Raw genomic sequence first — 22,468 nt, forward strand, 5'->3', positions numbered from 1 at the left:
GCCTCTTTTCTGGTCGAGTGGTTGCGGGATCAGGTGGTTCGGAGGGCTCGGGCTCGCAGCGTGGTCACCAGCCAGAGCAGGAAGGAAGCGGCGCACAGGCCGCCGCCCACGATGCAGACCGCGTTCCAGCCGCCCGCCGCCCACAGGGCCGAGGCGACGACGGAACCCACGGCCCCGCCGACGAAGCTGCCCGTGATGTAGGCCGTGTTGACCCGGCTGCGGGCCTGTGGCGACGCCTGGAACATCTGGGCCTGGTTGAGGATGCGCTGCGACTGGATCGCGACGTCGAGGAGCACGATCCCGATCACGAGCCACGGCACGGAGAACCTCCCGATGTCGCAGACCGCCCAGGCCACCACGGCGAGCAGCCACGACAGGCCGGTGGCGCGGACGGACCAGCCACGGTCGTGCAGCCGCCCGGAACCCTGCGCGGCGACGGCTCCGACGAGTCCGGCGAGTCCGAACAGCCCGATCACGAAGGTCGAGTAGCTGTACGGCGGCCCGCTGAGCAGGAAGGTCAGCCCGGTCCAGAAGACCGAGAACGCGCCGAAGCTGACCGCTCCGTAGAGCAGCACGATCTGCAGGGTGGTGTCGCCGCGGACCAGCCCGGGGATCGAGCGCAGCAACGCGCCGTACGGCTGCCTCTGGCGCGGGATGTCGTGCGGGATCGTCCGGGCCAGTACCAGCGCGAGGAGCAGCATGACCACCGCGGCGATCACGAAGACCGCCCGCCAGCCCAATGCGCCCGCGATGAGCCCGCTGACGACCCGCGCCGCCAGGATGCCGGTGAGGGCTCCGCTGAGCACGATGCCGACCACCCGGCCGCGGTCGGCGTCGGTGGCGAGGTCGCTCGCGAACGGGATCAGGATCTGCCCGGCGACGGTACTGACGCCCACGGCGACCAGCGCAGTTACCAGGATGGCGATGCCGGGGGCGACCGCGCACGCGGCCAGGCACACCGCCGAGAGCAGCATCATCAACGGGGCCAGCCGCCGCCGGCTGCGGATGTCACCCAGCGGGACGATGAACATGATCCCCAGCGCATAGCCGACCTGGGTGGCGGTCACCAGCAGGCCCGCGGTGCCCTGCCCGACGTGCAGGTCCCGGGCGATCACGTCCAGCAACGGCTGGGCGTAGTAGAGGTTTCCCACCGCGGCGCCGCTGGCCACGGCCAGCAGCAGCACCACCCCCCGGGAGAGCGGTGCTCGTTCCACGGCGGCGGCCCCGGCCTGCCTGGCCGGAGCCGTATCCACACGTTTCACGTCGAGAGCTCCTCGTGACCGGTTCGAGAACGCGGGATCGCCGCTGGCGATCCCTCGATCCACGGTAGGAGCCGGAGAGGGCCGGTGGGGGGGTGAGCCGCACCCCCCGTGAGTGGCCTCCGTCGTCGACGGGCTACTCGTTGACGACCTCGAGCCGCCGGCCCGTGGTGAGCGGACCCAGGATGCCGACGTCCACCGCCACCACGACCATCGCGGCGCACACGATCGCGAAGAGCGCGCCGACACCGGCGTCGTTCAGCACGGGGACGAGGACGAACGGCATCGCCGCGGTCGTGAGGCGGGACAGCGCGTACGTCCCGCTCGACGCGGTCGATCGCAGATGCGTCGGGAAGATCTCGGCCTGGTAGATGTGGTAGGCGTTCGAGAAGACGTTGCTGACGGCCGTGTAGAGGAAGCCGAACACGAGGATCGTGAGCATCGAGTTCGAGAAGCCGAACGCCAGGCCGAAGACCGCCATCAGGAGCCCGGCCCCGACCACCAGGTACTTGCGTTCGACCCGCTCCACGACGGGCAGCGAGAGCGCCGACCCGATCGGGTAGCCCAGGTAGGTCACCCCGGTGAACAGCAGGGACTCCGAGATCGGATAACCCTTCGCCGTGAGCACGAGCGGGACCATCGTGCCGAACCCGTAGTAGCCGATGGTCTGGAAGATGTGGAAGACGACCATCATGCCCGTGCGCCTCTTGTACGGAGGCACCAGCAGGGCACGCGCGCCGGTCGGCACCGGTCGGGTTCGAGGGCGGCCCGCGTCCGCGGCGGGCGGGCTCGGCGGGGCGGGCCGGACGGGCTCCGACGGCAGGCCGTGTGCCTCGTTCTCGAGCCGGGTGACCACCTGGTCGGCCTCCTCGGTGCGCCCCACGGACTCGAGCCATCGCGGCGACTCCGGCAGTCCGCGGCGCAGGAGGAACACGACGAAGGCGCCGAGCGCGCCGATGACGAACATCCACCGCCAGCCCGCGACACCTAGCCACGTCGTCATGGCGAGCGAGTGGGCGAGGAAACCGAGCACCGGCACCCCGATGAAGCCGAGCGTGTAGGCCCAGGCGATGTACCGGCCGCGGCGGCGCGCCGGCAGCAGGTCGGTGAGGTAGGTGTCCGCGAGAGGCAGCTCGGCCCCGAGGCCGACCCCGGCGAGGAACCTCGTGGCGACGAGCCACACGGCGCTCATGCTGAACGCCCCGAGCAGGGAGAACAGCGAGTAGATGGAGAGGTTGAGCAGGAACGCGCCGCGCCGTCCGAGACGGTCGGCGAACCGTCCCAGCACGAGCGCCCCGACGAACATCCCGATGAACGTCGAGGAGAGGACCAGCGGGAGCTCGGCCTTGGAGAGCCCGAACTCGCCCACCAGCACGCTGCTGAGCACGCCGGTCAGGAAGACCTCGTAGAACTCGAAGAACAGGCCGAGGCCCACGGCGACGGTGGCCCGCCGCTGGGTGCGGGTGACCGGCAGCCGGTCGATCCGCTCACCCACCTCCCCTGGCTGGTCGCGCGGGGCCTGTTCGAGTGGCCCCCGTGTCCCACGTGTCTCGGTCAATCGATCCTCCTTGAACGGTCGGACAGTCGGACACATTGGTGGAAGTGGAACCCACGATGTGAACGTCGACTCACCATGCTGCGACCGCGAGATGGGACCGTCAAGAACCCGTGCCCGGCATTGTGGGACGCGGACGGGACAGACCGGACGAGCCGGTGGCGAACGCCCCCGAGCCCGGCCCCGGCGGTGCCGGGAGCGGTGTCCGGAGGGGCCGCGGAGGGATCGGCCGCGGGGATCGCGGGGTCAGTCGCCGGTGGCGGTGGCCCTGATGTCGGCGACCGGGGCGGAGAGGTTCTCGGCGCGCATCTCGGCGCGGAAACCGATGCGCCGCGAGGCGTCGCGAGCGAGCTCCATGACAGTCGGAGCCCACCGGCCGGCCTCGGCCGGGCCCAGCCGCTGGAGCGGGGCACCGATGCCCAGGGCGGCGACGAGCTCTCCGCTGAGCCCGAACACCGGTGCACTGATGGAGGCGGCGCCGGCGTCCCGCTCCTCGAAGCTGGCCGCGTAGCCGGCGCGCCGGATGGCGGCGAGCTGTCCGGTGAGCTCGTCGATGTCGACGGTCGTGTGCTCGGTGAACCTGCCCAGGCCGTGCCGGACCGCCTCCTGGCGCGCGGTCGGATCCCAGGCGAGCAGCACCTTGCCGGCCGATCCTGCGTGCAGCGGCATGACCATGCCCACCACGAACAGCCGGATCACCGGATGCCGGGACTCCGCGAGCGAGACGACCGTGCGGAAGGGGCCGTGCCGGACGTAGAGGCACGCCGTCTCACCCGTCCGGTCGCGCAGCGCCTGCAGCGCGGGCCGGGTGAGCCGGACGATGTCGAGGCCGAACGTGCCCGGCGCGGCCCACTGCACGAAGTCCAGGCCGATCCGGTAGCGGTCGTCGTCGCGGTCGAGGAAGCCCTCGACCACGAGGTTGCGGACCAGTCGCTGGCAGGTGCTCGGAGGCAGCCCGGTCGTCCTGATGATCTGCTGCAGGGTCAGCTCCGGCTGCTCGATGCTGAACGACCGCAGGATCTGCGTGATCTTGCGCAGCACGAGTACCGGCACCACAGACGTGCGGCCGTCATCGTCCGGCATGCCTTCACTCCTGTCCCGCTGTGAGATGACGCATCGTATCGATCTCTGCCTTGACGCCCGATCGTCGTATCCACATGCTAGATATCGAAGTCATATGGTGGGCGTTCAGGGATGACTGCATGACAATCCTGAGGGCTGCGGCACGCGACACCGCCCGGCGGCTGCGCGCAGGAGGAGTGACCTGAATGGACGCCGAGCGAGACGTTCTGATCACGGACGTCGTGCTCCGGGACGGCCTGCAGGACGAGCCCATCTCCGTCGCGCCACTGGACCGCGTCCGCGTCGCCCGCCGGCTGCTCGACGCCGGCCTCGTCTCGCTGGAGGTCGGTGCCTTCGCCAGCCTGCGCCGGGTGCCGCAGATGGCCGGGTCCGACGCGGTGCTGCGCACTCTCGTCGCCGAGAGCACCGCCGCGCTGTACACCCTCGTGTTCACCGAGTTCGGTGCCCAGCAGGCCGTCGAGGCCGGTGCCCGCTCCGTGCGGGTCGTCGTCTCCGCGACCGACCGGCACAGCAGCGCCAGTGTCGGCGTCTCCACCGCGGAGGCACTCGACCGCCTCGGCCCGGCCTTCGGGGTGTTGCAGGCCGCGGGCGTGACCGCCGAGGCGTGCGTCGCACCGGCCTTCGTGTGCGCGTTCGACGGCGACATCCCGCCGGAGCGGGCGGCGGCGACGGCCCGGCGGCTGGTCGAGCTCGGGGCCGTGGTGGTGCACCTGGCCGACACGGTCGGGGCGGCCCAGCCCGGCGCCGTCACGCGCACGGTCGCCGCGGTCCGCGATGTGGTTCCCGATGTGCCGCTCGGCCTGCACCTGCACGACACCCACGGGATGGCCCGGGCCAACGCGTGGACCGCCTTCCAGCTCGGCATCACCCGCTTCGACGCCGCGATCGGCGGTCTCGGCGGCTGTCCGTTCGCCCCCGGGTCATCGGGCAACATCGCCACCGAGGACCTCGTCCAGATGTTTCACCGCGAGGGTATCCGCACGGGCATCGACCCGGAGAAGCTGCGTCGCGTCCGCGACGAGCTCTCGGTCGTCCTCGGTCATGCGCCCCTCTCGGCACTGTCGCGTGTTCCTCCGGACGTGCCCGGAGCCGCCGGAGGTGACCCGGCGCGGTGCGGGCCGCCGCTGGTCCCATGAAGATCGGGACGCTCGTAAGCTCGAGGCGTGGGGCTGCCCGACGTGCTGGTGTGCGGAGCCGGCATCGCCGGTCTCACGCTCGCCTACTGGCTGAGCCGGCACGGGTTCCCGACCACCGTGGTCGAGCGCGCACCCGCGCTCCGGGCCGGCGGGCAGTCCGTGGACCTCCGCGGGGCGGGATACGCCGTGGTCGAGCGGATGGGGTTGCTCGACCGGATGGGCGAGGTGGCCCTCGACCATCGAGGGTTCGCGTGGGTCGACGCCGTGGGGCGGGTGACCGCCCGGATTCCGGCGGAGCTCTTCGGAACTCCGGAGCGGATGTCCAAGGTCGAGGTGCTGAGGGGTGATCTCGTCCGGGTGCTCCACGGCGTCGGCGTCGGTGCGGTCGAGTACCTGTTCGACGACACGATCTCCGCCATCGTGCAGGACGGCAGCGGCGTGACCGTCTCGTTCCGGAAGGCGGGTCGCCGCCGGTACGGCCTGGTGCTCGGGGCCGACGGCGTGCACTCCGTGGTGCGTCGCCTGGTCTTCGGCCCGGAGGCGCGCTGCGTCCGGGCCGTGGGCGGGTACACCGCGTGGTTCACCGCTCCGGACGCCGGTGATCTCGACGGCTGGTTCGTCACGCACAACGCTCCCGGTGGCCGCGCCGTCTCGCTGCGGTCCGGACGCTCGCCCGGTGAGTCGAAGGCCCGGCTGAGCTTCACCTCGGCGCCGGGGGAGCACGACCGGCACGACGTCGCCGCGCAGCAGGACCTCGTCGCCCGCCGGTTCGCCGGGGTCGGCTGGAAGGCCCCGGCGTTGCTCGGGGCGATGCGCGCGGCGCCCGACTTCCGGTTCGACTCGATCAGCCAGGTCCGCCTCGCCCGGTGGTCGCGGGGCCGGGTCGGCCTTGTCGGTGACGCGGGCTACTGCCCGACGCTGCTCACCGGGCTGGGGACCAGTCTCGCCATCGTCGGGGCCTACGTGCTGGCAGGCGAGCTCGCGACGGCCGGCGGTGACCACCGCGCCGGGTTCGCCCGCTACGAGCAGGTGTTGCGGCCGTACGTCAGGAGGGGGCAGAGCCTGCCGTTGGGCATGCACGGCTTCGCACCCACCGGTGCGGGCGTGATCCGGCTGCAGGCCGCGTCGATCCGCTGCGCGACGAGCCGGCCGTTGCGTGGTCTGCTGGCCCGGCAGCTGGGCCGGGTCGGGCAGTTCGCACTCCCCGACTACGGCCGCGGCTGACGGCCTGCGCCGTGGCGCCGGGCCGGTAGCGTCATCCCGGCACCCGGCCGGCCCGCCGGGGCGTACGTGCGCCAGCACCCGGATTGCGATCGTCGTCACGCACCGGCGACAGGAGCCACGGTTCCAGCAAGGCTCGTTCCACCGCAGCCTTCTGCAGCCCTCGTACCCCGAGAGGAACCATGTCCGTCCCCACGCCAGACGTCCTCCCCGCACCGGACGCCACCGTCACCGTCGGCGCCTACCTCGCCACCCGCCTGCGCCAGCTGGACGGTCCCCACGTCTTCGGTCTTCCGGGTGACTTCAGCCTCGGCCTGCTCGACGAGATGCTCGCCGTCCCCGGCATCGAGTGGGTCGGCTGCACCAACGAGCTGAACGCGGCCTACGCCGCCGACGCGTACGCCCGCGGCCGTCGCGGGCTGGCGGCGGTGGTCACCACCTACGGGGTCGGCGAGCTGTCGGCCATGAACGGCATCGCCGGCAGCTACGCCGAGGACGTCCCGGTCGTACTGGTGAGCGGAATGCCACCCACGAAGGCCCGGGCCGAGGGTCTCCTGCTCCACCACACGCTGGTGGACGGCGACCACGACCACTTCGTCCGTGCCTACCGCGAGGTGACCGCCGCGGGCACCGTCCTGCGCGCCGCGACGGCGGTGGGGCAGATCGACCGGCTGCTGCTCACCGCGATCAACGAGGGCAAGCCGGTCTACCTGGGCATCCCCGCCGACGTGGCGGTCGCGCGCGTCCCGGCCGCGAACCTGGCGCTGCCCCTGCGCCGCTCGCCCAGCGACCCGACGTCGATCCAGCAGTTCCGGGCCGCGCTGGTGGCTCTGCTCGCGGCAGAGCCTTCACTGACCGTCCTCGCGGGGCCGCGGGTGCACCGGCGGCGACTGGAGGGCGAGCTCGCGAAGCTGGCCGATCTGCCGGGCGTCCGCATCGCGACGCAGGCGGGCGCGAAAGCCATGCTCGACGAGCGCCACCCCGCGAGCCTCGGCACGTACATGGGCGCCATGACCAGGTCCGCGGCCACCCGGGACGCCGTCGACGGCGCGCCGCTGCTCGTACTGGCCGGCACGACGCTGAGCGACGTGCTCACGGGGCTGTTCACCCACCGGTTCTCGCCGGAGGACGCCGTCGAGCTCGGCTTCGAGAGCGCCCGGATCGGCGCCTCCCTCTTCCACGGCCTGCACATGGACGACTCCTTGCGGATCCTGCACGAGGTGGTGGCCGAGCGGGGCTTCCCACCGTTGCCACCGCTGCCGAAGGAGCCACGGCCCGGCGTCCCGGATGCGCCGGACTCCGACGTGCTGACGCAGGGCCAGTTCTGGGCGGAGGTCCAGCAGTGGATGCCCGAGGGGGTGACCGCGATCGCCGACGCCGGTACCGCCCTGTTCGGGGCGCTGGCCCTGCACATGCCGCACAACTCCGACCTGCTGGCCCAACCCGTCTGGTCGTCGATCGGGTACACCCTGCCCGCGACCCTCGGCATCTCTCTCGCCGTGCCGGAGCACCGCAGCGTGCTGTTCATCGGTGACGGTGCCGCACAGCTGACCATCCAGGAGCTGGCCACGATCCTGCACGGTGGGCACACGCCGATCATCGTGCTCATCAACAACGCCGGGTACACGATCGAGCGGGCCATCCAGAGCCCGCATGCGGTCTACCAGGACATCACCAGCTGGGACTGGGCGGCACTGCCGTCCGTGCTCGCCCCCGGAGTACCGGTGCTCACCACGACGGTCCGCACCCGGGAGGCCCTGGCCCTGGCACTCGTGCAGGCCCGGGAGTGCACCGACCGGCTGGTGCTCGTCGAGGCGGTCCTCGACCCGTCCGACGCCCCCGAGCTCCTCGTCGAGCTGGGCCGCGGCGCCGCGCGCGCGAACGGGGCGCCGCCACCCGCCGGGTGACCGATGTCCCATTCGGAAATGCTCCTCGCCGGCCAGGTAGTTGTAGCGTGCTAACTACCTAGCGAGCTTCTTGGGGTGGACATGCCCGAACTTGACCGGCGCCACAAGACGGCGATCCTGTGGATCTGTTGCATGGGGCTGTTCATCGTCGGGTTGGACAACACGATCGTCAACCTGGCCCTGCCCTCGATCGGCCGCGAGCTCCAGGCCTCGGTGTCGAGCCTGCAGTGGGTGATCGACGCCTACACCGTCGTGCTCGCGAGCCTGCTCATGCTGGCGGGCTCGACGGGCGACCGGTTCGGTCGCAAGCGCGTGTTCCAGATCGGTCTGGTCCTGTTCAGCCTCGGATCGCTGCTGTGCAGCATCGCGCCCGGCATCGGGCTGCTGATCGTGTTCCGGATGCTGCAGGCCGTCGGCGGCTCGATGTTGAACCCGGTCGCGTTGTCGATCATCACGAACACGTTCACCGAGCGCCGCGAGCGGGCGAAGGCCATCGGCGTCTGGGGCTCGGTCGTCGGGCTGAGCTGGGCGCTCGGCCCGTTGTTCGGCGGCGTGCTGGTGGACAGCATCGGCTGGCGGTCGGTCTTCTGGATCAACGTGCCGATCGGGATCGCCGCCGTGCTGCTCGTGGCCCGGTTCGTGCCGAACTCCCGGGCGGCACGGCCGCGGCCGCTCGACCCGGTCGGGCAGGTGCTGCTGATCGTGCTGCTGGCCACGCTGACCTACGCGATCATCGAGGCGCCCGGCCTGGGCGTCCGGTCGCCGTGGATCATCGGCTGCGCGGTCGTGACGATCGCCTCCGCGATCGCCTTCGTCCGCTACGAGCAGCGCAAGGACCAGCCGCTGCTGGACATCAAGTTCTTCAGGAGCGCCCCGTTCACCGGCGCCACGCTCATCGCCGTCGGCTCGTTCGGCGTGATGGCGGGCTTCCTCTTCCTCAATGCCCTGTACCTGCAGGAGGTGCGCGGGTTCACACCGCTGCACGCCGGCCTGCTCACGCTGCCGATGGCCGTCATGACGGCGGTGCTGTCGCCGATCTCGGGACGCCTCGTCGGAACGCGCGGCCCCCGGCTGCCGCTGCTGGCGGGTGGCCTGGCGATCGCGGTGGGCTCCTTCCTGCTCTCCGGGCTCACCGCACAGACGCTGCTGATGGTGGTGCTCGCCTACGCCGTGTTCGGGGTCGGGTTCGGCTTCATCAACCCGCCGATCACCACAGCCGCCGTCTCCGGGATGCCGATGGCGCGGGCCGGCGTGGCGGCAGCGGTGGCGTCCACGAGCAGGCAGGTGGGCGCGACGCTCGGGGTGGCGGTGCTCGGATCGGTGGTGACGGCCCGGATCGTCGGGCCGCTGTCCACCGGCTTCGTCACCGCGGCGCATCTCGGTTGGCTGATCATGACCGCGATCGGTGTGGCGATGTTCGTGATCGGCCTGGTGACCACCAGCAAGTGGGCACTGCGCACCGCTCAGGTGTTCGACGAGCCCGGCGACCGGCCGGCCGGCACGACGGTGGCCGCACCGGCGAGGTAGCCGGTCGGCCCCGCGCCGTCAGGGCGTGGCGAAGGCCGGGTCGCGCGGAGTGGCCGGCGCGCTCTCGGGCAGAAGGATCCGGTCGGTGCGCGTGTAGATGTTCATCGAGCCGTCGCGGATGAAGCCGGCCATGGTGAGGCCGCACTCCTCGGCGAGCTCGACCGCGAGCGACGACGGCGCCGAGACCGCAGCGATCACCGGCACGCCGGCCATGACGGCCTTCTGGGCCAGCTCGAACGACGTGCGCCCGGACACCGTGAGGACACAGCCGCTCGCTGGGATCCGGCCCTGCAGCAACGCCCACCCCAGGACCTTGTCGACGGCGTTGTGCCGCCCGACGTCCTCGCGCACGACCAGCAGGTCGCCGTCGGCGGTGAACAGCCCGGCCGCGTGCAGCCCGCCGGTGCGGTCGAAGACCTGCTGGCGCCGCCGCAGGGCGTCGGGCAGGCCGGCGAGCACCTCCGCGGACACCTGCGTGGGGTCGGCGGCGGGGGAGTGCCGCGACTTCAGGCGCACGGCGTCGAGCGACGCCTTCCCGCACACCCCGCACGACGAGGTGGTGTAGAAGTTGCGCTCCACACCGGGGTCCGGGGCGGGCACACCCGGCGCGAGCCCGACGTCGAGAACGTTGTAGGTGTTGCGGCCGTCGGCGTCGACGGAGTCGCAGTAACGCGCGGTGCTGATGTCCGCGGCACTGCCGATCACGCCCTCCGTGAGCAGGAAGCCGTGGGCGAGCTCGACGTCGTGGCCCGGCGTGCGCATCGTGACGGCCAGCGGCTTGCCCGCGACCCGCAGCTCCAGCGGCTCCTCGACGGCGATGGAGTCGGGCCGCCGGGTGGCACCGTTCGGGGTGACGCGCAGTACCGCGCGCCGCGCGATCAGACGCCCCATGGTCGTGCTCCCTGGTCGAAGGGCAGGAGACGCGCGGCGATCGCCGCGGCCGGGCCGGGGTCGACCACGGCGAGCGCGTCGGCGACCGCGGCCCCCCGGAGCATCGCCGGCCCGTTGTGGCCCACCGGCTCCGCGCCGTGGGGGCCGACGCGCACCGGGACCAGCCGGGTGCACACGGCGTGGCGGGGCAGCCCACCCGGAACCGGGGCCGCCACCAGGACGGGCAGCGGCTCACCGCGCAGCCCGCTGATGACGGGGACCGCGAGGGTCAGGAAGGCGGCGAGCGCGGCGAACGGGTTGCCGGGCAACCCCACCACCAGCCGCCCGTCGCGCAGCCGGGCCAGGGCCTGCGGGTGACCGGGACGGCAGGTCACGCCGTCGACGAGGAGGTCCGCCTCGAGCGCGGCGAGCGCCGGACGCAGGTGGTCGGCGGGACCGGAGGCCGAGGAGCCGGAGACGAGCACCAGGTCGGCGTCGGCGTCGGCGATGGCGTCGAGGAGCAGGGCGCGGGAGTCGGGCAACGCGGCGGTGGCCACCGCCCGGGCACCGGCGCCGGCCAGCAGGCCGGGCAGCATGGGGCCGATGGCGTCGCGCACCCGGCCCGGCCCCGAGGGCCCCTCGGAGACCAGCTCGTCGCCGGTGACCAGCGCGGCCACCCGCGGGTGCGGATGCACCGGCAGCCGGTCCAGGCCCAGCGTGGCGACGAGCCCGAGCACGGCGGGGTGCACCACGATGCCTGCCGGCAGCAGCTCATCGCCCGCCGAGCACTCCTCGCCGGCGCGGCGCACGTGCCTGCCCGGCGTGACCGACCCGGCGACCCGGCGACCGTCCACGACGGCGTCCTCGTCGGGCAGCACGGCAGTGGTGCCTGCAGGCACGGTCGCACCGGTGACCACGGCGAACGCTTCGCCGGCACGCAGCTGAGCGGGCGCGGAGGTGGCGACACCGACCCGGCCGACGAGCGTCCACGGCGCCGCGCCGCAGACCGCGTAGCCGTCCATCGCCGAGCGGTCCACCGGCGGCACGGCGGACGGCGCCACCACGGGCGCGGCCAGCACCGCCCCCTCCGCGTCGGCGATCGGGACCCACCGCACGGGCAGCGGCCGCGCGGCCGCGTGGGCCCGCTCCCGCGCGCCGTCCCAGGACAGCGACGTCACGGGCGGTGCGAAGGCGGTGCTCATCAGTCCGCCGGGCGGAGGAGCTCCGCCGCCCGCACGGCCATCGGGTCGAGCCCCTCGCCGCCGGAAGCGACGTGGGCCAGCAGCGCTGCCCTCATCCGCGGCTCCCAGAAGTCGCGCAGGTGCGTGGCCACCGCGGCGGCCGCCACCTCGAACGGCTGGTGGGCGAACTGCACGGCGACCTCGTTGGCCAGCCGCACGTGCGGGGGGACGGTGGTGGTAGACATCGTCAGTCCCCCGCCGTGACGACCGGCCGCTGTGCCAGCTCCTCGCGGACGGCGACCTGCGCCGACGAGAGCGCCACCTGCACAGCGGTGACCTTGTACTCGGGACAGTTGGTGGCCCAGTCGGAGTTGTCCGTGGTGATCACGTTGGCTCCGGTGACCGGGTGGTGGAAGGTCGTGTAGCAGACGCCGACAGGCATCCGTTCCGACACGACGGCCCGCAGCGTGGTCCGACCGACCCTGCTGGAGAGCGCGACCATGTCGCCGTCGTTGATCCCCCGCACCTCCGCGTCGTGCGGGTGCAGCTCGAGGAGGTCCTCGGGGTGCCATGCGGAGTTGGCCGTGCGGCGGGTCTGCGCGCCCACGTTGTACTGCGACAGGATCCGGCCGGTGGTGAGGATCAACGGGAACTTGCGCGTGCTGCGCTCCTGGGTGGGCACGTAGACCGTCTCGACGAGCCGGCCCTTGCCGCGCACGAACCCGTTCTCGTGCATGATCGGCGTGCCCTCGGGAGCCGCGTCGTTGCACGGCCACTGCACGCTGCCGACCTTGTCGAGGTGGGCGAACGAGACGCCGGCGAACGTCGGGGTGGTCACCGCGATCTCGTCCATGATCTGGGCGGACGAGTCGTAGTGCATCGGGTAGCCCATCGCCTGCGAGATCTCGCAGATGATCTCCCACTCCTGCTTGCCCGTCTTCGGCGCCATCACCGGGCGCACCCGGTTGATCCGCCGCTCGGCGTTGGTGAACGTGCCGTCCTTCTCGAGGAACGACGTGCCGGGCAGCAGCACGTGGGCGAACTTCGCCGTCTCGTTCTCGAAGAGGTCCTGGACGACGACGAGGTCGAGCGCGGCGAGCGCGGCGTGCACGTGCGTGGTGTTGGGGTCGGACTGGGCGATGTCCTCGCCCTGCACGAACAGCGCCCGGAACGAGCCGTCGATGGCCGAGTCGAACATGTTGGGGATGCGCAGGCCGGGCTCATCGAGCAGCGGCACGCCCCAGAGCTGCTCGTAGACGTCACGGGCGCCGTCGTCGGAGACGTGCCGGTAGCCGGGCAGCTCGTGCGGGAAGGAGCCCATGTCGCAGGAGCCCTGCACGTTGTTCTGCCCGCGGAGCGGGTTGACGCCCACGCCGTCGCGGCCGATGTTGCCGGTGGCCATCGCGAGGTTGGCCATGCCCATGACCGTGGTGGAGCCCTGGCTGTGCTCGGTGACGCCGAGTCCGTAGTAGATCGCGCCGTTGCCTGCGGTCGCGTAGAGCCGGGCCGCGGCCCGGACGTCGGCGGCGGGGACCCCGGTGATGTCCGCGACGGCCTCGGGGCTGTTCTCGGGGCGGGCGATGAACGTCTCCCACTCCTCGACGCCCTCGCAGCGCTCCCGCATGAACTCGCGGTCGGCGAGCCCCTCGGTGACGATGACGTGCGCGATCGCGTTGACGATCGCCACGTTCGTGCCGGGCGCGAGCTGCAGGTGGTGCTCGGCCTCGATGTGGGGCGAGCGGACGAGGTCGATCCGTCGCGGGTCGATGACGATCAGCTTGGCGCCCTGGCGCAGCCTCCGCTTCATGCGCGACGCGAACACCGGGTGGCCGTCGGTGGGGTTGGCGCCGATCACCAGGATCACGTCGGCCTTGGCGACGGACTTGAAGTCCTGCGTGCCCGCGGACGTGCCGAAGGTCTGCTTGAGGCCGTAGCCGGTGGGGGAGTGGCAGACGCGGGCGCAGGTGTCGACGTTGTTGTTGCCGAAGACCGCGCGCACCATCTTCTGGACGACGTAGACCTCCTCGTTCGTCGTCCGCGACGAGGTGATCGCGCCGATGGAGCCCGGTCCGTGCTCGGCCTGGATCTCGCGCAGCCGCCGTGCCGTGAACTGGATGGCCTCGTCCCAGGAGACCTCGCGCCACGGGTCGGTGATCGACTCGCGCAGCATCGGGGCCATCACGCGGTCCGGGTGGCTGGCGTAGCCGAACGCGAACCGGCCCTTGACGCACGAGTGGCCCTCGTTGGCGCCACCGTCCTTGTAGGGCACCATCCGCACCAGCTCGTCGCCGCGCAGCTCGGCCTTGAACGAGCAGCCGACACCGCAGTAGGCGCACGTGGTGACCACCGACCGGGTGGGCATGCCCAGCGCCACCACCGACTTCTCCTGCAGCGTGGCCGTGGGGCAGGCCTGCACGCACGCGCCGCAGGAGACGCAGTCGGACTCCATGAACGACACGCCGGCGCCCGCGGCGACCTTCGAGTCGAAGCCGCGGCCCTCGATGGTGAGGGCCAGGGTGCCCTGCACCTCGTCACAGGCGCGGACGCAGCGCGAGCACGCGATGCACTTGGAGGCGTCGAAGTCGAAGTAGGGGTTGGACGTGTCCTTGAGCAGGTCCATGTGGTTGGCGCCGGCCTCGACACCCGACCCGTAACGGACCTCGCGCAGGCCCGTGACCCCGGCCATGTCCTGCAGCTCGCAGTCGCCGTTGGCCGAGCACGTCAGGCAGTCCAGCGGGTGGTCGGAGATGTAGAGCTCCATGACCCCGCGGCGCAGCTTCCCGAGCTTCTCGGTCTGCGTGCGTACGACCATGCCGGGCGCGACGGGCGTGGTGCAGGACGCGGGCGTGCCGCGCGCGCCGTCGATCTCCACGACGCACAGCCGGCAGGAGCCGAACGCCTCCAGGCTGTCGGTGGCGCAGAGCTTGGGGATGTCGAGCCCGGCCTCCTTCGCCGCGCGCATGACCGACGTGCCCGGTGGCACCGTCACGGCCACCCCGTCGATGGTCACCTCGACGGTGGCCGCACCCTCGCGGGCGGGCGTGCCGAAGTCGGGCTCCTTGAGCAGCGTCATCGCGCTCCTTCGCTACGCTCGGTCGTGGCTTCGACGAGTCGCTGTGTCGATGATTCGCTCGCGAGCTTGCTCATGGTGTGCCCCCGTCGCTTGTTCCTGTGGTGGTGGTCGCCGGGACGCCGAAGTCCTCGCCGAAGTGGCGCAGCGCGCTGCGCACCGGCAAGGGGGTGAGGCCGCCCATGGCGCAGAGCGAGCCGTCGGTCATCAGCTCGCACAGGTCGTCGAGCAGGACGAGGTTCTTCGAGCGGTCCTCGCCTGCGCGGATGCGGTCGATCGTCTCGACGCCCCGCACGGCACCCACCCGGCACGGGGTGCACTTGCCGCAGGACTCCTCGGCGCAGAACGAGAAGGCGAAGCGGGCCATGGAGGACATGTCGACGGTGTCGTCGAAGACGACGATCCCGCCGTGGCCGACCATCGCCCCGGCCGCGGCGAACGACTCGTAGTCCATCGGCAGGTCGAACTGCGTGGTGGGCACGTAGGCCCCCAGCGGGCCGCCCACCTGCACCGCGCGCACCGGACGTCCGGACGCGGCGCCGCCGCCGAGGTCCTCCACGAGCTCGCCGAGGGTGATCCCGAAGGCCGTCTCGACGATCCCCCCGCGGGCGATGTTGCCGCCGAGCTGGAAGACGTTGGTGCCCAGCGAGCGACCCATGCCGTAGGCCGCGTAGGCGGCGGCGCCGCCCGCGAGGATCGTGGGCACCGTGGCCAGCGAGAGCACGTTGTTGACCACGGTGGGGCGGCCGAAGAGCCCTTCGAGGGCCGGGATCGGCGGCTTGGCCCGCACCGTGCCGCGCTTGCCCTCGAGGCTCTCGAGCATCGAGGTCTCCTCGCCGCAGATGTAGGCGCCTGCGCCCACCCGCACGTGGAGGTCGAAGGTCAGCTCCGAGCCGAGGATCCGCTCACCGAGCCAGCCCCTGGCGCGGGCGATCTCGATCGCGGCGGTGAGCGTCTCGACGGCCTCCGGGTACTCCGAGCGCAGGTAGACGTACCCCTCGGTGGCGCCCACCGCGTGAGCTGCGATCGTCATGCCCTCGATCAGCGTGAACGGGTCGCCCTCGATCAGCATCCGGTCGGCGAAGGTGCCGGAGTCGCCCTCGTCGGCGTTGCAGCAGACGAACTTGATGTCCGCGGTGGCGCCGAGCACCGTGCGCCACTTGATCCCCGTGGGGAAACCGGCGCCGCCCCGGCCGCGCAGCCCGGAGGACACGACCTCCTCGACCACGGCGGCCGGCTCCATCGCGAGCGCGGCCCGCAGCCCGGCGTAGCCGCCGTGGGCCTCGAAGTCGTCGGCCGAGAGCGGGTCGACGACCCCGACGCGGGCGAACGTCAGCCGCTGCTGGCGGCGCATCCAGGGCAGGTCCTCGACGAGCCCGAGCCCCTCCGGGGTGGCGTCAAGCAGCCCCGCGGCGACGAGCCCGTCGACCTCCTCGGGCGCGACCGGCCCGTAGCCGACCCGGCCGGCGGGCGTCTCGACCTCGACCAGCGGCTCCAGCCAGAGCATCCCGCGGGAGCCGGTGCGCACCACCTCGACCGCCCGGCCCGCGGTGGCCGCGGCTGCGGCGATCCGCTCGGCCACCTCGTCGGCACCGACGGACCGGGCCGCGGCGTCGCGCGGGACGAACACCCGCACCGTCACTGCGTTCATCGGGCCTCTCCCAGCAGGGCGTCGAGACGGGCCGGGGTGACCCGGCCGTGGAGCCGGTCGCCCACCTGCACAGCCGGACCGAGCGCGCAGTTGCCGAGGCAGAAGACCTCGTCGAGCGTGATGGCGCCGTCGGAGGTGGTCTCACCGAAGCCGACGCCGGTGCGCCGCTTCGCGTGCTCGCCGAGCGCCTCGGCCCCGACCGCCTGGCAGGCCTCCGCCTGGCACACCCGCACCGTGGTGCGGCCGCCCGGGGCGCGCCGGAAGTCTCGGTAGAAGGTGACCACGCCGTGGACCTCGGCGACCGAGAGGTTGAGCACGTCGGCGATCACGGGGACGTCCGCCTGGTCGACGTGGCCGAGGTCCTCCTGCACCGCGTGGAGGATCGGGATGAGGGGGCCGCGCACGTCGCGCAGCGTGGTCGCGATGTGCCGCACGTGCTCGGCACGCACCGCCGCGAGATCCGTGACGTCCGTCGTCATGAACAAGACTGTCGCGGTCTGAGGTGTCTCAGGTCAAAGCAATCATGGCTATCCCGTGATAACCGCCGTCTATGAGCGACTTCGCACGTGCCGCCGCAGCAACTCGTCGAGCTCGGCCCGCAGGTCGACCTGCGCCGCCACATCGAGGACGGCCCGCGCGAGCATCGGCTCGGGGACGCGGTCGGGCAGCACCAGTCCGATGCGGTGGCTCTGCGCGGGCGCGACCATCGGCACGATCCGCATCCCGTCGGGCACCCCGAACAGGTGCAGCCAGGCGTGGGCGATGATCGTCGACCAGCGGTGGGTGGCCACGTGCGCGTACAGCACCGACACCGCGTCGGCCTCCAGCATCGGTTCCACCGCGACCCCCACCGCGGCGAAGGCGCGGTCGAGGATCCGCCGGTTCTCCATCACCGGGGACAGCAGGCACAGCGGCAGGGTGGCGACGTCGTCCCAGGGGGCGCTGCTCCGCTCGGCGAGCGGCGAGTCCTCGGGTGTGAGGAGCAGGTAACGCTCCCGGTAGAGCGGCACGGTCCGCACCGAGCCGCCGAGCCCCTCCCCGTCGACGTAGGTCATGCCGACGTCGAGCTCGTACTCCGCGAGCTTGCGCACGATCTCGCGGGAGGACAGCGACTCGATGGAGATCCGCACCCGTCCGTGCTGGTCGCTGAACGGCGCGGTGAGCAGCGGTGCCGCGGTGAGCGCCGTGGGGATGGCGCCGATGCGGAGCTTGCCGGTGAGGCCGCCCGCCATCCGGTCGAGGTCCTGGCGCATCGCGTCCTGGTCGGCGAGCATCCGGTGGGCCCAGACGACGACCCGCTCGCCCTCCGGCGTGAACCCGCCGAAGCGGCGCTCCCGCCGCACGATCTGCACCCCGAGGTCGGACTCCAGCCGGCGGATGGCCGCCGACAGTGCGGGCTGCGACACGTGGCAGGCGGCAGCCGCCCGCGCGAAATGCCGCTCCCGCGCCAGAGCGCTGAGGTATTCGAGCTGGCGCAGGAGCACCGGACAGGGATACCGGCGACGGCCCCGGAGCGCAAACAGCGCTGCGCGCTCCGTGGCGATGCCCGGGCGCCGCCGCCGAGCCGCCGGTCCGGGTCGTGGTGACGTGTGCCACCGGCAGGGGCGGGGCAATTGCCGATATCTTGCAGGAGCGTTCCCCGTGAAAGGTGTGCCATGACATCCCCGACCGTTTCTGCCGCGTCCTCGCGGTGGGCGACCATGCGTTCGGCGCTCACTCCCGCAGATCGGTCCGCAATAGGCGGGATGTTCGGGTTCGTGCTCCTTCTGCACCTTGTCGGAATCGTCGTTCTGATCGTCTTGGTGGTGCCCGCCCACTACGATCTCGGCAGCACCGGCACGTACGGGCTGGGCGTCGGCGTGCTGGCCTACACGCTGGGAATGCGGCACGCGTTCGACGCCGACCACATCGCCGCGATCGACAACACCACCCGCAAACTCATCGCCGGGGGCGGGCGACGCCCGCTGTCGGTCGGGTTCTGGTTCTCCCTCGGGCACTCCACCGTGGTGTTCGGGCTGGCGTTCCTGCTCGCCGTCGGGGTGAAGGCGCTGGTGGGGCCGGTCGAGGACGAGGGCTCGGAACTGCACTCGATCACGGGGATCCTCGGTGCCACGGTCTCGGGGGCGTTCCTGTGGATCCTCGGGATCCTCAATCTCGTCGTGCTCGTCGGCATCGTCCGGATCTTCCGGAGGATGCGCACCGGGGAGTACGACGAGCAGGAGCTCGAGCAGCAGCTCGACAAGCGCGGCTTCATGAACCGCTTTCTCGGCGGACTCACCCGCTCGATCTCGAAACCGTGGCACATCTACCCGGTCGGCGTGCTCTTCGGGCTGGGTTTCGACACCGCCAGCGAGGTGGGTCTGCTGGTGCTGGCGGGCGGCGCCGCGGCGTTCAGCCTGCCGTTCTACGCGATTCTGGTGCTGCCGATCCTGTTCGCCGCCGGAATGAGCCTGCTCGACACGATCGACGGCATCTTCATGAACTTCGCCTACGGCTGGGCCTTCGCCCGGCCGGTCCGCAAGGTCTTCTACAACATCACCATCACCGCGCTGTCCGTCGCGGTCGCCCTGGTCATCGGGACGATCGAGCTGCTGTCGGTGGTCACGGAGCAGGCGGGGATCACCTCCGGCCCGCTCGCGGCCATCGCCGCGATCCCCCTGGACTACGCGGGCTACGGCATCGTCGCGCTCTTCGCCCTGGCCTGGCTGGTCGCGTTCGCCGTCTGGAAGTTCGGGCGCGTGGAGCAGCGGTGGTCGGACCGGACCACGGACACCCCCTGACCCCGCGAGTCGCCCGTTCCCGGTCCGCGAGTCGCCCGTTCTCCATCTGCGAGTCGCCCCGCTACCGAGCCGTCAGTGGCTGGATCAGCCGGTTCATGCGCTGCGACGGCGTGACGCCGAGCTCGCGCTGCACCAGCCCGCGGTAGCGCTGGTAGTGCTTGAGCGCGCAGGCGCCGTTGCCCTCGGCGATGTAGACCTCGATCACGGCGCGATGGGCGCTCTCCCGGACGGGCTCGACAGCGACCGCGGCCGAGGCCGCCTCCAGTGCGAGGAGGTACCGGCCCGCCGCCATCAACTGCTGGGCGAGGCTCTCCAGGGTGTGCGTCCGCACCTGGTCCCAGCGCTCGCGCTCGAGGCGGAGCCACTCGTCGGACCAGTCCGGTAGCAGCTCGCGGGACAGCGCCGCGATGATCGTCTCGGCCTCGTCGCCGAGGCCGCCGCCGTCACCGATGTGCCGGATCCTCTCCAGGATCGAGCGCAGGTCCACCTCGATGCCCGGCTGAAGCCGCAGCCGGGCTCCGGTGGACTCGATGGCCACGACGTCGCCGATCCGGCTCGCCTTCCACAACGCCGAGCGGAGATTGGCCGGCGCACGGTTGCGGAGACTGTCGGGCCAGAGCCGTTCGGCCGCGGTGGACCGGTGTATCCAGCCGTTCTGGAGAGCGAGCAGCGCCAGCAGTCGCTGGGCGCCGAGCGGAAGGTTCACGCGGGTGTGGGCGCGGCCGATCTCCAATCCTCCGAGCAGGGAGAGCCGCAATGCGTTGTCCTGCAAACCTGCCCCCTTGAGCGGGTCTTTCGTGAGCCCCCGACCCGAACCCGTTCGATCCTGCCCAACTGATGTCGGGAGCACATCCACCACACGGTGACCGGGTCGTCACCGCATAGCCCACGCGGCCCACCCCCAACGGACGCTGTTGTGTCTCCGACTCATCTCTGAACCATTTACGGCCCAGGTCAGAGGGTGGGAGCGCGATGGTGGGGCGGATGGCGCCGCGCCCTCGGGTGTGACCTGGTCAATGGGCCGGCGACGTTCTGGCCACACCGGAACCACCCGTGCGGAACGCGGCTCGCCGACGCTCTCCGCAGTGAACAGCCGAGGGTGGCGGCGCCAATGGTGATCATTCGTCGCCGGCCCCGGTGCCAGGCCGGCACACACCCGGAGAAGGGATCAACGAATGACCAGGCGTGCTCTTCTGGTGGGGATCAACAACTATCCGGATCCGCGCAACAATCTCAACTCCTGTGTGGAGGACACGCTGGCGTTCCGGTCCCTGCTGCTGCAGACCTACGGGTTCGACTCGGCGGCGGTCCAGCTCCTGCACAACCAGGACGCGACGTTGGCGAAGGTCCGGGCGGGTCTCGACACCCTGTTCGCGGACGTGCAGGCCGGGGACCAGATCGTGTTCTTCCAGTCGTCCCACGGCTACCGCTACCCCGAGGGCAACACGATGGTCGAGGTCCTGTGCCTCTACGACGGGTTCCTCAAGGACACCGAGTTCGCTGGACGCACGCAGACCCTGCCGCCGGACGTCCTGACGGTGGTGCTCGACTCCTGCCACTCGGGGGGCATGAACAAGCTCTTCTTCCCGGCAGGCGACGTCCAGGTGGCGCGGGCCAAGGTGTGGCAGCCCAGCGCCGAGGAGGCCGAGCGGGACGCCCAGCTCTACGCCCAGGTCACCAACTTCAAGTTCTTCGGCCGCCGCTCCACGGCCGACAGCGGAGCGGTCGCGAAGAACCTCGTGCTCGACCCGGTGGGGGTCGCTCCGAGGAAGGACATCGGCCAGGGCTCGGTCGACCTCAACGGTGCGATGTTCGCCGCCTGCCTCGCCGACCAGACCGCCGCTGCCGGCAGCGCGCCGACGCAGAACCTGTCCGCCTTCACCTACGGGCTGGTGCAGGAGCTGAACCCGGCAATCTCACTCGCCGAGCTCAACCTCCGGGTCGGAGCCCGCCTGGCGCGACTCAACATGAGTCAGACGCCCACCGTGGAGGCACCCGCGCTGCACCCGGAGCTACTGACCGAAACCTTCATCACGATGCAGCAGCCCACGGGCACGCCGACCGACGGCACCGCGGGCCCTGTCGCGCCGGTCGTGAACGGGTTCGACCCGGACGCGTGGCTGCGCGCCCAGCTCGGCATCCCCGCCTGACCCCCGACGACCCACCGATCTCGTCTCGCAGGCCGGCGCCGGTCCGGCCGGATCTCACAGGAGGAACCATGACCGCGGTACTCGACCCGAAGCTGGAGCAGGTCAAGAAGCAGATCGAGGGCGCGTTCGCCAGCGCCCCCCTACCGGGTAAGGCCCACGCGCCGGGCATCGCCGTGCACGACGCCTCGTCGATGGCCTGCGCGATGCTCGCCGCGTACCACACGGCCGCTGAGGTGAACCCGGCGAAGGCGTTCCGGAGCAAGGCGTTCACCCCGCACGTCCGGCTGGCCGACCCGGCGCAGCTGCAGGACAAGGCCTGGTGGAACACCGTGCTCGACGTCATCCAGACCGTCGCGCCGGTCGTCATCAACGCGGTGAGCAAGGACTACACGGCCCAGCCGCCGCAGCTGGCGAGCATCATCCAGGCGTTGCCCGCGGAGCGGCGCAACGACCCGGGGTTCGTGGACTACGCCACCTCCGTCCTGCTCAACCTCGGACAGGCGACCGTGCAGGCCATGTCGGGGCAGAAGGACTTCCGCGACCCGAACGCGCAGATCCCGATCCCGCAGCCACCGCCGGGGATGGACAAGGGCTGGTTCGACGACGTCTGCGATTTCGTCAGCGATGCGGCCCCGGTCGCGCTGCCGATCATCATGAGCCTCCTCTAGTTCTGCGCCGGTGCCGGAGAGCCCGCCCCCCACACCCGCCGGTTCGAGCACCGGCCCGGACCCCGATCCGGTGCTCGAATCGGCGGCCCGGGCCCTGGCCGGTCTCGTCCAGCCGGACCTGACGGCGTTCCCCGAGCCACGGGTGTGGGAGGCGATGACCTCCGTGGTCGGGGACGGCGGGCAGGCGGGCGATGGCCTGGGGCGGCTGCGCGCCCGGATCCACGAGCTGAGCGGGGCGATGACGAGGCTCGAGGACGCCGACATGGCGGAGTTCGGCTTCCGGAGCAAGGAGTTCGGAGCGGTCTACCAGCGGTTGGTGGGGCTGTTCACCGAGCGGCTGCTGATCATCGGCCGGGGGAGTCCGCAGTTCCTCTTCGTCCCCCACCGACCGACCAGTGACGGGTGAGCCG

19 protein-coding genes are annotated in these 22,468 nt (G+C 71.7%); 8 read left to right on the forward strand and 11 right to left on the reverse strand.

Going from position 1 to position 22,468, the window contains the following annotated elements:
- Positions 1 to 29: 29 nt before the first annotated feature.
- The 3 genes from ACQPZA_RS05830 to ACQPZA_RS05840 all read right to left on the reverse strand — a co-directional run bounded on the left by ACQPZA_RS05830 (position 30) and on the right by ACQPZA_RS05840 (position 3,897).
- Positions 30 to 1,262 (reverse strand): MFS transporter, encoded by a 1,233-nt coding sequence (locus tag ACQPZA_RS05830; protein WP_433279053.1) that lies wholly within the window; start codon positions 1,260 to 1,262, stop codon positions 30 to 32.
- Between the two features lie 133 nt (positions 1,263 to 1,395).
- On the reverse strand, positions 1,396 to 2,754 hold the full coding sequence (locus ACQPZA_RS05835; protein WP_433282688.1) for an MFS transporter: 1,359 nt from the start codon (positions 2,752 to 2,754) through the stop codon (positions 1,396 to 1,398).
- Positions 2,755 to 3,060: 306 nt separating this feature from the next.
- Positions 3,061 to 3,897 carry an IclR family transcriptional regulator gene (locus tag ACQPZA_RS05840; RefSeq protein ID WP_433279055.1) on the reverse strand — a complete coding sequence of 279 codons (837 nt, stop codon included), beginning with the start codon at positions 3,895 to 3,897 and terminating at the stop codon, positions 3,061 to 3,063.
- Between the two features lie 185 nt (positions 3,898 to 4,082).
- Between ACQPZA_RS05840 and ACQPZA_RS05845 the strand changes: the two genes are divergently transcribed.
- The 4 genes from ACQPZA_RS05845 (at position 4,083) to ACQPZA_RS05860 (ending at position 9,688) form a co-directional block, all read left to right on the forward strand.
- A complete protein-coding gene (locus ACQPZA_RS05845) occupies positions 4,083 to 5,033 on the forward strand; it encodes a hydroxymethylglutaryl-CoA lyase (protein WP_433279056.1) in 951 nt (316 codons plus the stop codon).
- Between the two features lie 27 nt (positions 5,034 to 5,060).
- Positions 5,061 to 6,257, forward strand: a complete 1,197-nt coding sequence (locus tag ACQPZA_RS05850) for an FAD-dependent oxidoreductase (RefSeq protein WP_433279058.1) — start codon at positions 5,061 to 5,063, stop codon at positions 6,255 to 6,257.
- Between the two features lie 179 nt (positions 6,258 to 6,436).
- A complete protein-coding gene (locus ACQPZA_RS05855) occupies positions 6,437 to 8,161 on the forward strand; it encodes an alpha-keto acid decarboxylase family protein (protein WP_433279060.1) in 1,725 nt (574 codons plus the stop codon).
- A gap of 81 nt (positions 8,162 to 8,242) precedes the next feature.
- Entirely contained in the window at positions 8,243 to 9,688 is a 1,446-nt protein-coding gene (locus tag ACQPZA_RS05860) for an MFS transporter (RefSeq protein WP_433279062.1), read from the forward strand.
- 18 nt (positions 9,689 to 9,706) lie between these two features.
- On the opposite strand, the gene fdhD is transcribed toward ACQPZA_RS05860, so the two are convergent.
- The 7 genes from fdhD to ACQPZA_RS05895 form a co-directional block, all read right to left on the reverse strand.
- Positions 9,707 to 10,579, reverse strand: a complete 873-nt coding sequence (gene fdhD, locus ACQPZA_RS05865) for a formate dehydrogenase accessory sulfurtransferase FdhD (RefSeq protein ID WP_433279064.1) — start codon at positions 10,577 to 10,579, stop codon at positions 9,707 to 9,709.
- Positions 10,567 to 11,760, reverse strand: a complete 1,194-nt coding sequence (locus ACQPZA_RS05870; RefSeq protein ID WP_433279065.1) for a molybdopterin molybdotransferase MoeA — start codon at positions 11,758 to 11,760, stop codon at positions 10,567 to 10,569. Before ACQPZA_RS05870 ends, fdhD begins: the two co-directional genes overlap by 13 nt.
- Positions 11,760 to 11,984, reverse strand: coding sequence for a formate dehydrogenase subunit delta (locus ACQPZA_RS05875; protein WP_433279067.1), 225 nt, complete (start codon positions 11,982 to 11,984; stop codon positions 11,760 to 11,762). The genes ACQPZA_RS05870 and ACQPZA_RS05875 overlap by 1 nt, the downstream gene beginning before the upstream one ends.
- A gap of 2 nt (positions 11,985 to 11,986) precedes the next feature.
- Positions 11,987 to 14,812 carry a formate dehydrogenase subunit alpha gene (fdhF, locus tag ACQPZA_RS05880; protein WP_433279069.1) on the reverse strand — a complete coding sequence of 942 codons (2,826 nt, stop codon included), beginning with the start codon at positions 14,810 to 14,812 and terminating at the stop codon, positions 11,987 to 11,989.
- Positions 14,813 to 14,882: 70 nt separating this feature from the next.
- Positions 14,883 to 16,460 (reverse strand): formate dehydrogenase beta subunit, encoded by a 1,578-nt coding sequence (locus ACQPZA_RS05885; protein ID WP_433279071.1) that lies wholly within the window; start codon positions 16,458 to 16,460, stop codon positions 14,883 to 14,885.
- A complete protein-coding gene (locus ACQPZA_RS05890) occupies positions 16,457 to 16,939 on the reverse strand; it encodes a formate dehydrogenase subunit gamma (protein WP_433279073.1) in 483 nt (160 codons plus the stop codon). Before ACQPZA_RS05890 ends, ACQPZA_RS05885 begins: the two co-directional genes overlap by 4 nt.
- Positions 16,940 to 17,008: 69 nt before the next feature.
- Entirely contained in the window at positions 17,009 to 17,944 is a 936-nt protein-coding gene (locus ACQPZA_RS05895) for a LysR family transcriptional regulator (RefSeq protein ID WP_433279075.1), read from the reverse strand.
- A gap of 216 nt (positions 17,945 to 18,160) precedes the next feature.
- Here ACQPZA_RS05895 and ACQPZA_RS05900 point away from each other — a divergent pair, with 216 nt between their 5' ends.
- A complete protein-coding gene (locus ACQPZA_RS05900) occupies positions 18,161 to 19,240 on the forward strand; it encodes a HoxN/HupN/NixA family nickel/cobalt transporter (protein WP_433282690.1) in 1,080 nt (359 codons plus the stop codon).
- A gap of 61 nt (positions 19,241 to 19,301) precedes the next feature.
- Here the strand turns inward: ACQPZA_RS05900 and ACQPZA_RS05905 are convergent, their stop codons facing one another.
- Entirely contained in the window at positions 19,302 to 20,012 is a 711-nt protein-coding gene (locus ACQPZA_RS05905) for an AfsR/SARP family transcriptional regulator (protein WP_433279077.1), read from the reverse strand.
- 403 nt (positions 20,013 to 20,415) lie between these two features.
- Here ACQPZA_RS05905 and ACQPZA_RS05910 point away from each other — a divergent pair, with 403 nt between their 5' ends.
- The 3 genes from ACQPZA_RS05910 to ACQPZA_RS05920 all read left to right on the forward strand — a co-directional run bounded on the left by ACQPZA_RS05910 (position 20,416) and on the right by ACQPZA_RS05920 (position 22,464).
- Entirely contained in the window at positions 20,416 to 21,390 is a 975-nt protein-coding gene (locus ACQPZA_RS05910; RefSeq protein WP_433279079.1) for a caspase family protein, read from the forward strand.
- Positions 21,391 to 21,458: 68 nt separating this feature from the next.
- Positions 21,459 to 22,058: a hypothetical protein gene (locus ACQPZA_RS05915; RefSeq protein WP_433279081.1), complete on the forward strand. Its 600-nt coding sequence runs from the start codon at positions 21,459 to 21,461 to the stop codon at positions 22,056 to 22,058.
- Positions 22,059 to 22,068: 10 nt separating this feature from the next.
- On the forward strand, positions 22,069 to 22,464 hold the full coding sequence (locus ACQPZA_RS05920; protein WP_433279083.1) for a hypothetical protein: 396 nt from the start codon (positions 22,069 to 22,071) through the stop codon (positions 22,462 to 22,464).
- Positions 22,465 to 22,468 lie beyond the last annotated feature (4 nt).

The organism is Pseudonocardia xinjiangensis (assembly GCF_050948425.1).
In the GTDB taxonomy this organism is placed as follows: Bacteria; Actinomycetota; Actinomycetes; order Mycobacteriales; family Pseudonocardiaceae; genus Pseudonocardia; species Pseudonocardia xinjiangensis.